This window comes from Blastopirellula sp. SH421 (assembly GCF_057808535.1).
On sequence record NZ_CM173712.1, the window covers coordinates 91005 to 103682 of the forward strand.

At 55.6% G+C, this 12678-nt stretch carries 9 protein-coding genes; 8 read left to right on the plus strand and 1 reads right to left on the minus strand.

The features are described 5' to 3' along the window. Positions 1-247 precede the first annotated feature (247 nt). Entirely contained in the window at positions 248-1426 is a 1179-nt protein-coding gene (locus tag SH421x_RS00385) for an HD domain-containing protein (protein ID WP_488853312.1), read from the plus strand. Positions 1427-1558: 132 nt separating this feature from the next. Then, complete coding sequence (locus tag SH421x_RS00390; protein WP_488853313.1) at positions 1559-2650, plus strand: PIN/TRAM domain-containing protein; 1092 nt, start codon at positions 1559-1561, stop codon at positions 2648-2650. A gap of 22 nt (positions 2651-2672) precedes the next feature. On the opposite strand, the gene SH421x_RS00395 is transcribed toward SH421x_RS00390, so the two are convergent. Beyond that, positions 2673-3311, minus strand: coding sequence for a hypothetical protein (locus SH421x_RS00395; RefSeq protein WP_488853314.1), 639 nt, complete (start codon positions 3309-3311; stop codon positions 2673-2675). Positions 3312-3632: 321 nt separating this feature from the next. Here SH421x_RS00395 and SH421x_RS00400 point away from each other — a divergent pair, with 321 nt between their 5' ends. The 6 genes from SH421x_RS00400 to SH421x_RS00425 all read left to right on the plus strand — a co-directional run bounded on the left by SH421x_RS00400 (position 3633) and on the right by SH421x_RS00425 (position 12664). Further along, complete coding sequence (locus SH421x_RS00400; RefSeq protein WP_488853315.1) at positions 3633-6032, plus strand: hypothetical protein; 2400 nt, start codon at positions 3633-3635, stop codon at positions 6030-6032. A 55-nt stretch (positions 6033-6087) separates the two neighbouring features. Continuing rightward, positions 6088-6870, plus strand: coding sequence for a MerR family transcriptional regulator (locus tag SH421x_RS00405; RefSeq protein ID WP_488853316.1), 783 nt, complete (start codon positions 6088-6090; stop codon positions 6868-6870). A 227-nt stretch (positions 6871-7097) separates the two neighbouring features. Further along, on the plus strand, positions 7098-7505 hold the full coding sequence (locus SH421x_RS00410) for a ferredoxin (RefSeq protein ID WP_488853317.1): 408 nt from the start codon (positions 7098-7100) through the stop codon (positions 7503-7505). 17 nt (positions 7506-7522) lie between these two features. Next, entirely contained in the window at positions 7523-7873 is a 351-nt protein-coding gene (locus tag SH421x_RS00415) for a P-II family nitrogen regulator (RefSeq protein WP_488853318.1), read from the plus strand. 322 nt (positions 7874-8195) lie between these two features. After that, complete coding sequence (locus SH421x_RS00420; protein WP_488853319.1) at positions 8196-10622, plus strand: serine/threonine protein kinase; 2427 nt, start codon at positions 8196-8198, stop codon at positions 10620-10622. Positions 10623-11170: 548 nt separating this feature from the next. Continuing rightward, positions 11171-12664 carry an AAA family ATPase gene (locus SH421x_RS00425; RefSeq protein WP_488853320.1) on the plus strand — a complete coding sequence of 498 codons (1494 nt, stop codon included), beginning with the start codon at positions 11171-11173 and terminating at the stop codon, positions 12662-12664. The last annotated feature ends 14 nt before the right edge of the window (positions 12665-12678 follow it).

The following is a 12678-nucleotide window of genomic DNA, read 5'->3' on the forward strand; positions in this document are numbered from 1 at the left end:
AAGAATCATCGTAATGGGGCAAGAGGCAGCCTAATTAGGGGATAATAGTTAGCGATCTCACTTTCCCCTGCTGCATCATTTAATCCACGTCCAAAGGAAATGTTGTAAAATCGATTTTTTAACCGAAATATGGATGACATCACTCCCCGAGCTGATTTGTAGTTCGACTTGCCTCGGCATAACCAGCGGCGTAGACTTGCCCGCAATTGGCTAACTATTGATCCTGATAGCAGTTACAATCACCAACGTGATCCAAAAAACCTTGAACCCGGCTGTGACGGCGGCCACTTCGATGGAGGATGCCCCTTTGTCGATTCCCGGTGGACCGAACTATCAACAGCGCGAAGAGATCCTGCTCGCTCCCTATGCGATGTTCAGCGCCCAGACGCGCGGACGCAGCGTTAGTGAAGTGGATCAGCCTTACCGCAGCCCTTTTCAGCGGGATCGCGATCGGGTGGTCCATAGCAGCGCCTATCGCCGTTTGAGCGATAAGACGCAGGTATTTTCGGGGGTTAGCGACTATCACCGCACTCGACTTACCCACACGATCGAAGTTGCGTCGGTCGCCCGCACGATGGGACGTGTCTTTCGGTTGAATGAAGACCTGATCGAGGCGCTCGCCCATCTGCACGACATCGGCCATCCGCCGTATGGTCATTCGGGAGAAGATGTGCTGGCCGAGTGCATGTCGTCAGTCGGTGGATTCTCGCACAATCAATTTGGGCTGGTGTTGGTCGATCAGCTGGAGACTCGTTCTCCCGCTTACGAGGGGCTAAACCTGACGCAAGAAGTGCTCGACAGCCAGCGGACGCGGATCGACAAGCGGGGCGATGCGCCGCAATCTCCGCTGTTAGAAGCCCAAATCGTGGAAGCGGCCGACAGCGTGACCTATGATGCGCATGATGTGGATGACGCGGTCAAAGTTGGCCTGGTCCGGATCGAGCAAGTGCTGGAACTGCCGCTGGTCCGACGTTGCCACGAGCAAGCCTGCCAGCGATACGGCCGCGTCGAAGGAGGCGTCCTCAGAAAGATGATCGTGCACGAACTGATCGATCTTCAGGTGCGTAACGTCATTGAGAACATCGGCGCCGCGCTGACCGAAAACCCACCGCATACCGCGGCCGAAGTCCAGTCGCGACCTCCGCTAGTGACGATGAACGTCGAATTGTTGGCGGAGAAGCGTGAACTAGAGAAATTTCTCTATCACGAAGTCTACCGGCATCCGGCGATCGTCCAATTTCGAGAGCAGGTCCAACACCAACTTACAACGATGTATCGCGGCTATTTGCAACATCCAGAGTGGTTGCCTGCCAAGATTGCTGGCCGGCTCGACCAATGGGGTCGCGAGCGAGCCGCTGGATACTATCTAGCGACCATGACAGATACTTATTGCACAAACGAGTTTAAACGACGATTCAGCGTCTGACGCCCTTGGGGGGTGATTTGCAGACAGGGCATTCGCTAGAATGTCAAGTTGGAACGGAACAGAGACACCTCTTACATTTTGACGCCGCACGGCTCAGGCATTTCTGCTGCGCGGCTCTAGGCACCGGGCACTATGGCTCTTCTGATATTGCGTTGTATTTTTCTGTTGGTCGCGGCCGGCGTCGGTCTGACCCTAATTTTCAACAAGCAGCAATTCGCAACTACTGCAATTGAGCATCCTGAGTCAACCTTCGCCGGCATTATGGTGCTTGCGATCGCCATCGTGGGATTGGATGTAGCGTTTAAGCGCAAGCGGTATGACACGATCAGCGGCGTCTACTTTGGGTTGCTAGTCGGTCTGTTTTTGACCTACATCCTAGGTCTGGCAATTCAGCCGTTCTTTCCACCAACCGAAGCTGGCTTACCCAGCGGTCCACATCGTGCAGCTCAGTTGGTAATCGGAATGGTGCTTTGCTACTCGTGCATCAGTCTGGTGTTGCAGACCAAAGACGACTTTCGCTTCATCATTCCTTACGTCGAGTTCTCGAAAGACGTTAAAGGGTTAAAGCCGTATATCTTGGATACTAGCGTGGTGATTGACGGGCGCATCGCCGATGTCGTCGAAACCCAACTCTTCGACAATCAATTGATTATGCCGCGGTTTGTGTTGGCCGAACTGCAAGCGATCGCCGACAGCAGCGATAAGATGAAGCGCAGCCGCGGACGTCGCGGGCTCGACATCCTAAATCGCCTGCGCAATCACGACGGAGTCGATCTGAAGATTCACGATCGTGAGACTCCAGAGATGGAAGGTCAACCGGTCGATATGAAATTGGTGCTGCTGGCCAAAGGGATGGAAGGCAAAATCGTCACCGGCGATTACAACCTGAACAAAGTCGCTCGGCTGCATAACGTCGAAGTGATCAATCTTAATGATGTCGCCAACGCACTGAAGCCTGTCTTTTTGCCAGGCGAGCAGTTGGTCGTGCGAGTCGTCAAGCGCGGCGAAGAAGAGACCCAAGGGGTTGGCTACTTGGATGACGGCACGATGATCGTGATCGAAGGTGGTCGCGACCACATCGGCCAAAGCGTGCAGATTCTGGTGACCAGCGTGCTGCAAACCAGCGCTGGCCGCATGATCTTTGGTCGCTACGAAACAGTCGTCGGCGGCGGCAACGCGCCAGAGACCCCCAATCGTCCGCGAACGGCTGAGTCGAAAGCGTAACTCGTTACGACTTGATCCTGACTCACTCAAGACCCGCTGCTTCTGGCGGGTCTTTTTTCTTGCGCCGGTGGTGGTTGCGATTTCGCTTGCTGAATTGATCAGCGTAGAACGCGAGCACGGCGCCGGCGGCGCCGATCCACAAGATCAACAGCATTTTCATGGTGGCGGTGTAGCTTGACCGATCAGGCTGCACCGGCAACACGGATTTGCTAATCCCAAAATTTTGGACGCGCTGCAGCATCATTTGGCCGCGCTCGATCACTTTGCCGTCCTGATCTTTTTTCACATAGAAGACGCGATTGTCGTTCTGAGGATCGAGCGAGAACGTGGTTAGCCCGTCGTACTCAACGACGTAGCCGTTGAGCAAGTAAGGCTGCAGGTTCTCAGCCAATGAGCGAGAGAACGGCGGAATCGTGCTCGTGGCTGCACGCTGCGCATCGTCCCAGTAATACGCGCCGATGGTCGCGATCAAGAAACCAATAAACATCGATCGCCAAGCGCCGCGACAGCCCACCACCAAGCAGGCGGCGATGATCAGCAGCGCAGGCCATAGCAACTGGAGTGATGTGACGAACACCGGCGTCGGATAACGCAGCGTTGTTAGACTAACGCAGAGGAGGGCGGTGAAGATTGCTAGCGTGCGGAGCGAAAATTGCGGCATGTTGGATTCCTCTTCAAGCGATCACAGCCGATTGATTGTTGTCGATTGCGACGCTGGATGCGAGGAATTTATTGCTCGGCGCGGGTCAAACCGCGTAGCGCCGCGATTTGAATTTGATGCGAATCAAGTGTGGTGTCGGGCGGGATCATGCTGTCATACTAGCAATCGCTGGCTAGCAGTGCGAAACGTTAATTTATAGCGACTGGGTCGTACTAGAAGCAGAGAATGAATTAGATCGATCTTCGCTTCTAAGAACGCGATAAACGATTGGGAAGCGAAGTTTTTTCATCCTAGTCATATCCACCTCAGATTGAGCTCCCTTTGAGATCTAAGCTAGGCAACGTCGGTTCAGTCGCTTGTTTGTTTTGCGCCGCAATGATTGCTTGCAGCAGCGTGCTATCACTGTCAGCGACTGCTATCGCCCAACAACAAAACGACGAGATCACGCCTGGCATGATTTCGGGGACGTCAACTTTCGCCAGTCCTTTCGATAGCGGACTCTGGGGCGAATACATTCCTCGCGTCTCCGTTCAGCATCGAACCGAAGGCGCTGGCTACGATTATTCGTTCACCGACTTTCGAACCTGGGTGCCGTTGTACGAATCGGTCGACGCGAAGTCGCTGACGTTCTTTGACGGCGCCTTTCTGCTGGCGAATGATAGCAACGTCGGCATGAACGCTGTCGTGGGGCAGCGGTTCTATTCGGACAACTTTGGCCGCACCTTCGGTGGATATGTCGGCTACGACAACCGCGACACCGGCAATCAAACCGTGGGGCAAGTGGTGACCGGTTTCGAGTCGCTCGGCCGCATTGACTTTCGCGTCAACGGCTATTTGCCGACGGATACGGATCCCACTATCACAGGACAAAGCGGCTTCTTTGACCCAACTTACGTCGGCTACAACATTCAACTGTCACAGCTCACGCAAACCGAAATTGCGATGAAAGGGTTCGACGCCGAGTTTGGCGGCGCCCTGCCGCAAGTCGGCGATTATCTGCGTGCTTACCTAGGGACTTATAATTTCCAAGGGACCGGCTCGCCGCAGGCCTGGGGCGTCAAGGCGCGCTTCGAAAGTCATGTCACCGATCGGATGCGGTTTTATCTGACGGTCAGCAACGATCAGGTGTTTGACACCAACGTGGTCTTTGGCGCCGCGTTCTTCTTCCCAGGAAGCTCAGCCCGTCGCGTTCCGCAGTATGACAGCTACGTCAACAAAATGGACGAACCGCTGATCCGGAATGAAGCGGTCGTCGTTAACAATATCAGCCAGGCCTCGATCGTCAATGCGACCAATACGGTGAGCGGCGCTGATCAGCATGTGATCCACGTTGATCCAAACGCGGTGGCGGCGGGTGACGGTACGGTCGAAAATCCTTACAACGCGTTGCAATTGGCTCAGGCCGGTTCTCAGCCCAACGATATTATCTTTGTCCATCCGCGGGCAGACAATACTTCGACCAATCTAACTCAATCGTTCACGATGCAAGAGAATCAGCGGCTGCTCGCGTCGACCACGCAGCACATGTTCACCGCGACACAAGGGACTTTTGATCTGCCGGGCTACGAAGCCGGCAATCGGCCGCAGCTTGATTCGCCAGGCGTAGGGATCACGCTGGCCAACGGCAACGAAGTCTCTGGTTTCCGCTTTGACGATACCGGTTCCGATTCGATCGTCGGCAACGGCATCGCCGGCTTCAATATCAACAACAATACGTTCAATCACTTTGGCGCGTTCGGCGAAGCGAGCATTTTCATTCAGAATGCCAGCGGAACCGGCGTCATTCGTGACAATACGGTCAGCAATCTTGCCACGGCTGGCGATTCAGGCATCTACGTCGAACTGGCCAATACTGCTGACCTGACGATTTCAGGCAATTCGCTGACGCGTACATTAAGCGCCGGCGGCAATTCTGGGATCTCCGTTGACGTTTTGTCAGGCGTGAATGCAACGGTAAATATCAACGACAACGAATTGTCTCAACTAATGGCGGCTTCCGGCTACGGAATTTACCTGAGCTCAGCCGGCAACGTCACCGCAAGCATCTCGAACAACCAGCTACTGCAAGGGCTCAGCGCTGCCGTACTGGACCACGGCATTTTTGCTGATATTAACGCCGGAACGGCGACGCTGACGATCAACAACAATCAGATCGGCACCTTCGCTGGTGCGCAGGCGTTGGACTCGGGTATTTACGTTGATATTGCTACGGCCGGCGGCACTACGACCTACATCACCAACAATACGGTGAGCGACTTCCTCACTGCCGGCGTCTTTAATACCGGTATCAGTTTCGACTCGCGAGGCGGCGGGACAGACAACTTGGTGCTAACCGGAAACACGGTCGATCTGTCCGTCGGCAATGCTGCGAGCTACGGATACACCGTCGAAGTTAGCGCGCTGGGGACACTCAATGCAAATATCCAAAACAATACATCGTCCACCTCCTTCTTGTCCGAGAGCATGCTGTTGCTCGCAGACGGCAATTCAACCTTCAATATGCGTATGCTCAACAATACGTTCACTGACGACGTAATCTTCTACAGCACGCTGAATTCTGAAATCAACTTTGAGGTCTTCAACGGCCAAACGGTTCCCTTCGCGTTGTCTGGAATCAATGTAAAAGACCAGAACACCATCGGCGGCAGTGCGTTTGTCTTAACCGACTTCGGCGGCACCGCAATCCGCGTCGCTCCGAACAGTTTGCCAATTCCGGAGTAAACGATCGGAGGGCGAGGGCGGCGGTCCCGATTGCGTATCACGGAGACCCGGCGACATGTTCACCACCAGCGAATTCTCCCGCGTCAGCGGGCTATCGATGGAGATGTTGCGAATGCTCGCGAAGCAGGAGGTCCTTGTTCCTGCCCAGCCGAACGACGACGAAGAGCTGGCCGTCTACGACCAGTCGCAGCTGCCGATCGCCCGCGCGATTTATCATTTGGGCAAGATCCAAGTCCCGCTCGAACGGATGAAGTCGCTGCTGGCGCAAAACCCCGGCAAGATCGACATCGCAATGCTGTTGACCCAGCAAGAGCGAGCTCCCTTGCCGGCAAAAAAAATCAAGACGATCGTTGCTCACGAAGCGGCGATTGAAGCGATGGTCTTGCAAAATGATGACGATATCGAAGAACGCAAAACTGACCGTCTGCTGATCGCCGGCATCCGAATGCGCGGCAAGTACGTTGACTGCGGCAAAGCCTACGGCAAGATCGGCTGGCAATATGGGCGGTTGCTAAACGGTCCGGCGATGATGCTGCATTACGACAAACAGTACAAAGAGACCGACGCGGATTTCGAGGCCTGCTTTCCGATTCGCAAGGGAGACTCAAAGAAGGGGATCGAGGTCCACGAACTGCAGGGAGGTCGCTTGGTTTCGCTGCTGCATCACGGCCCTTACGAGACGCTGACCGGGTCGTATGCTCGTCTGCTCCGCTACGTCCGAGCACGCCATCCCGGCTATCTGCTGCCGACGCGAGAAATCTACAACAAGGGGCCCGGCTGGCTCTTTCGTGGAGATCCCGAAAAGTACCTGACCGAGCTGCAGATCCTGGTAGCGTAGACAATGCCCCCAGACAAAGGGCCTGGAGATCCCGTTTTGACGTTTTAAAGTCGCGCTGCGGGCTACGAAGAAAAATGATCGCCTGCGCTTTCGATGGCGCAACCTCAAATAGGGGCAGCGCTCAAAAAATCAATCAAAACTTCTACTTAACGCGTGCCCCCGTCGATGTTATCTTGAGAGGATACCCAACGCGGCAGTCTTCTTACCTCCAAGCCGTACAAGTAGCTATGCCCATCGTCAAGTTCGTCAAAGAGAGAAAAGAGGTCGAAGTCCCCGCAGGCTCCTACCTCCGTCAGGTGGCGATCCAGGCAGGCGTCAACGTCCATCAAGGGGTAAACGGCATCGGCGCCGGGGTCAACAAGGTTTTGAACTGCTACGGTCTGGGGCAATGCGGCACTTGTCGCGTTTTGATCACCAAGGGGATTGAAAACGCCAGTCCCATGCGCATGATGGAGAAAGTGAAATTTACGGTACCCGTCGGACCGTATTTACCGATTCCCGATCCAATCGCCTGTCTTGCCTATGTCGGCAACGAAGATACGATGCGGCTTTCGTGTCACACCAAAGTGCTGGGTGATATGGAAGTCCAAACGGGACCCGAGTTAAACCTCTTCGGCGAAAATTTCTTCAGTTAACTTCGCCGAGTCTGAGCGTGAAACAAGTCATCGCGATTGTGAAGCCCTATCTGGCCGAAAAGGTCTTGGAAGAGTTGAGCCGCGCGCCGATCGAAGCGCTCAACGTCCGCGAGGTCAAAGGCTTCGGCCGGCAGAAGAGCTACCTCGACGAGTACAGCGACAGCGAATACGCCCAGACCTTCTTGCCCAAAGTCGAGATCACCATCTGGCTAGACGACTACCGTGCCGAAGAAACTATCCGCCGCATCGTCCAAGTGGCTCGCAGCGGACGCATGGGAGACGGCAAGATCTTTGTCCTGCCAGCGATGAGCGCCGAACAAGCAATCGACATCGCCACCGCCCCGGCGCCAACCAAGAAACGCAAATAGCCCAGGCCGTGCCGGTCGACGTTGGGCGCACCTTTGCGCCGCGACTTGGGGGCATGCAAAATGCGTGCGACCGCCTGCTTGCTCCCTAGGGCTACCGCCCAATTCTCATCCCCCTTTGCGTCCGATTTCGCAAAATTCCTGTCCAGCCGCGGCGTTTGCGCTCGCACTCTTACTGTGGGCAATGCGTGCTTCCCACCGGCAGAGCGGTTAGGATCGCTCTTAGCTCCTATCTCGATAACCCCTTTTTGCAGTGACAGCTTGCGGCGGCCCTGGCATGTGACAGGGCTGATCGGACGCTCGATCCGCGATCGGAACGATTCGGATGATACTTGAGGACCACGTCTTAGACCTGTTGGCCAAGTGGGAAGAGACTGTCCAAGAAGGCGCACCGATCGACGTCACCGTGCTGGCCGCTGGCGACCCCGATCTAGCCGTTCAACTGCAACGGCATATCGCCGTGCTTCACCGATTGGATTGGCTTGATTGTGCATCACCAGCCGGCGAACAACTGCACCTGCCTTCTCCCTACGCGCTGCGCAGTGCGCTGTCGCTGCCAGAGAATTTAGAGCTAGCGACGCTGCAAGCCAATCTGACCAAAGCGGATCTGATTGATCCTGACAAATTGCAATCGCTGCCGCGCGTTAAGCATGCGTATCAGCTCGCCGGTCAGTTGCTTGAGTCGCAACTGTTGACCCCCTTCCAACTGCGGGCAATCGCCAGCAGCCGAACGCGCGGCTTAAAGCTAGGACGATACGTGATCCTCGACAAAATCGGGGAAGGAGGAATGGGCCAGGTCTTCAAGGCGCGCCACAGCAAGATGGACCGTGAAGTCGCGCTCAAAGTTTTGCCTCGCGACGTAATGGCCAAAGCGAGCGCCCTGCAGCGTTTTGATCAGGAAGTACAGGTCGCCGCACAATTAAGGCACGTCAACATTGTGACGGCGTTTGATGCGGACGAAGCGGAAGGACTGCACTTTTTTGTGATGGAATTTGTCGACGGCCCCGATCTTAGTTCCGTTGTCCGCCGCAACGGGCCGCTGCCGGTCGCCCAGGCGGTCGACTATCTGCTGCAAGCGGCGCAAGGGCTTCGTTACGCGCACGGCATGGGAGTGGTGCATCGCGACATCAAGCCGGCCAACTTGCTGCTTGACCCGCACGGAGTGGTGAAAATTCTCGACATGGGAATCGCGCGGATGCATGCCGACGCCAACCAGTCAGGGTTAACGCAAAACGGAGCGGTAATGGGTACGATTGATTTTATGGCGCCAGAGCAAGCGATCGACGCCAAAACGGTGACCCCGCCTGCCGATCTCTACAGTCTGGGTTGTACGCTCTATTATCTGCTGACCGGTCGGCCGCCGTTTACCGGAGAAACGTTGCTGGCCAAACTGCTGGGCCATCGCGAGCAAACGCCGCCTAGTTTGCGAGATAAACGTAGCGACGTGCCGCCCGAACTAGAAGCGATTTATCAAAAATGTCTGGCCAAGCAATTGTCGGATCGATATGCCGATGCAGACGAGCTGATCGCCGACCTAGAAAAAATTCGCCCGCTGCTGACCGACGCCGACTCGCCGATTCCGCACGGCGAACCTCAGGCCAACGCCGACACCGCCCCCACCGGGTTCTTGGCGACGCAATTGCAGATTAGTCGCGAGCGAATCCCGGCTGTGCAAATCCGTGCTGTAAATAATCCTGTCGTGAAAAACCCGGTTCTGAAAAAGCCTGCCGGCTGGCAGCGCGTCCCTCGATTTTATGGAGGCGCGATCGGCGTCGCGCTGCTGTTGTCGGGGCTCCTTTACTACGGCGCCGGGATGCTGTTCAAGGTTTCGACGCCAGACGGAGTGCTGGTAGTCGAAGTCGAAGGGGATGCGTTTGTGGCGCACCTGCGTGATCATGAACTAAAGCTGATCAACCAGCAGACGCAAGAGACCACCACGATCCAACTGCAACGCACGCACGAAACCCAACCCCTCTCGCCGGGACACTACAAGTTTGCCGTCGAAACCAGCAGCGGTCTAAAAACCGACGTCCACGAACTAACCATCCGCAGCGGAAGCGAATCAAAGGTTCACGTTACGTGGGAAAAGGAAACAACCGCCGCACCCGCCGCCCCTGTTGCCGCTGCGCCTGTAGCAGCGACAGCAGGCGCTGTTGTCCCCAGCAGCGCTCCGCCGACGGGGCCGCCGCGTGACTATGATTCGTTTGCGACCGGAAAATGGGTGACGCTGTTAGCAAACCAAGAAGCGTTTGATGCTTGGATCGCCGGACAAAGCAAGCCGCTGCCGCGAACCGCAAAAGTTTCGTACAGACACGGCGTTGTAACGGTTCGTAATGTGTCGTCGATCTTATTCCCTCCGGTCCGCGCCAAAAATTTTATCTTTCGGGCGAGGATGAAATATGAGGGGGGAGAAAACTTTTGTCTGGATGTTCGCCAGTCCAGTCCCACCTATGCCGCATGGTGGAATTACGGCGGCCAAGATTTTGGGATTGGATATTTTCCGGTCGAGGGTGGATGGAATAATCTCGGGAGAGGGCGTACTAGCCAAAAGCCCGCTCCTTTTTCGGAATGTGCCATCGCCGGGATTGGCCGTAAGTTGATTTTTTATGTCGATGGTCACGAGCTGTTCTCCGTGGATCGAATCGACGAACCTACCGATCAGCTGAGGGTTGGCTTAGGGACGGCGAGAATTAGCGGAGGAAGCTACAAAGAGATCCAGCTGATGGTGCTTGAGGACGATCTCGTCAAATAGACGATCCCAGCCCGCGACCTCGTCCTCTTTCTCGGTGGCGCCCGTGCGAATGTCGAAAACCGAATGTCGAATTCAAAATTGTAGGGTGGATGGAGCAAGCGATTAGCGGCATCCAATACCAAACAGCATCCCCGCTTGCGCAACCCACCAATGCCGCTGGACCGCTCAAGAAACCGAAAGGCACCGAGCCCAAAAGGTGTGCCACAGTCTGGCCGGTGCCATGTTCTTATCGCGTCTTCGCGAGAAGAGCATGTCTTGAGTGCGTTGCGACGGTGATCGAGTGGATCAGCCGCATTGAAGACATGCTCTTTCAGTGAAGACACTGTAAGAGCATGGCACCCGAGCCATTTGCTTAGCGCGCAAGTCTTTGCTCGGTGGAGCCTCTCCTCGCCGATTTTTACTATTGACAAAGTCTTAGGAATTAGTAATAATCTATTCATATCTAAGGCAGTAAAGAAGTATTCTTTCCTGTTGTTTCGCCAGTTGGTCCGTGCCGCCTGGGGGCTGCTTGCATGGACTTCTCTTCTCTTTTTTTAGGGGCAAATCTCATGACAACCAAGCAGCGTCAGCAGCGGAAGACGCGGGGCAGAAGGGCCAAAGCGGCCCGTGCTCGTGCGGCGGCCAGCGATAATTCGATGGCATGCAATCCAGCTCAGGCAAAAGCGGCCAATCACCCCGAATTGGGCGCTGATTGGATGGCGCCACCTTTCTTTTTACCGGATTCGCCTGATTCACTAGATTTTCCAGATCCGCCGCTGACTGCTCTGCTTGGTTATCCGGCGGAGCAGACGACTGAATTGCTTCACCAAATCATCGACCCAGAGGAGGAATCGACTCCGCTGACCGAAACCGACTTACCAGAAACGGGCCAATCCAAGCAGGTTGCCTCCCGCTCGTTTCGCGAGTTGAGCACGGCTCAGCTATTGCGTGAGCAACCACCGCGTGAGTGGTTACTCCCTGGACTGCTGGTGCGGGGCGAAGCGGCGGTGATTTTGGGGCCTAGCAAAAGTATGAAGTCATCGTTGGCGGTCGATTTGTGCGCCGCTTTGGCCAGCGGGGGGAAGTTCTTGGGGCAGTTCGCCGCGGATCGTCCGTTTCGCGTGGGGTTCATTGGCGGCGAAACCGAACAGTACTTGCTGCATGATCGGGCACGGTGCTGGAGCAAAGCCGCCGGCGTAGATCCCGACCAGCTTTCCAATCTGAACTGGGCGTTAACCATGTCCCACGCCAGCGATGCGGCCGGCTTGGCCGAGTTGCGTGATTGGATTGAGCGTCAGCATTTAGAAGTGGTTTTGATCGATCCGCTAAAACTAACCGCGCCGCGCGGGGCGGCGCAAGCGAAGCAGTTGCGCGCGCTGGTCCGCTGTTGCCTGGAAGCTGGGGCAACGCCAATCGTTTGCTGCGCCACGCGCAAATCGAACTTGCAGCGTGCCCTCAACATCGCCGACATCACCAACGCCGCCGAGCATGATTTCGCCCAACAATGGCTGCTAGTAAACCGTCGTCAAGCGTACGAGTCAGGCAGCGGGCAGCATCGCCTATGGCTGACCATCGGCGGCAACGCCGGCCACGGCGGAACATGGGGCGTAGATATCGACGAAGGTCGCGTAACAGACACAAATACAAACACAGACGGTCGACAGTGGAAAGTCACGCTGCACGACCCCGAGTCATTACAAGAAGAGGCGCCAGCGTTAGAAGCCCAAGCGCTGCAACAGCGCTGCCGCGCCAAAATTCGCGTCGCGCTGCGAAGCGTCGATCCCCAACAAGCAATCAAGTCAAAGATCCGCCAACTCAGCGGAATCAGCAACGCCAAATTTGGACTCGCATGGGAACAGATGATCGACGTCGGAGAAATCGCGCCGACCAATAGTGATACGACAGGGCAGAACCGGCTAGAGCTTTGTTATCACCTCATAGAGCCAGCACCGCCGATCGCAAAAAAATGTCCTGTGCCGTCCCATGAGGTGAATCTTACAAAGCCCCGTGTCCCCGTTCTCTTTTCTAAAGACTTGAACAAAAAAATAGATAGTCTTGAGTGAGATCAAACACGTTT

What these genes read in the sequence shown, in the direction of transcription:
- SH421x_RS00390 (WP_488853313.1), top strand. Translation starts at nt 1,559, where the DNA reads ATGGCTCTTCTGATATTGCGTTGTATTTTTCTGTTGGTCGCGGCCGGC.
- SH421x_RS00395 (WP_488853314.1), bottom strand. Translation starts at nt 3,311, where the DNA reads ATGCCGCAATTTTCGCTCCGCACGCTAGCAATCTTCACCGCCCTCCTC.
- SH421x_RS00405 (WP_488853316.1), top strand. Translation starts at nt 6,088, where the DNA reads ATGTTCACCACCAGCGAATTCTCCCGCGTCAGCGGGCTATCGATGGAG.
- SH421x_RS00410 (WP_488853317.1), top strand. Translation starts at nt 7,098, where the DNA reads ATGCCCATCGTCAAGTTCGTCAAAGAGAGAAAAGAGGTCGAAGTCCCC.
- SH421x_RS00420 (WP_488853319.1), top strand. Translation starts at nt 8,196, where the DNA reads ATGATACTTGAGGACCACGTCTTAGACCTGTTGGCCAAGTGGGAAGAG.
- SH421x_RS00425 (WP_488853320.1), top strand. Translation starts at nt 11,171, where the DNA reads ATGACAACCAAGCAGCGTCAGCAGCGGAAGACGCGGGGCAGAAGGGCC.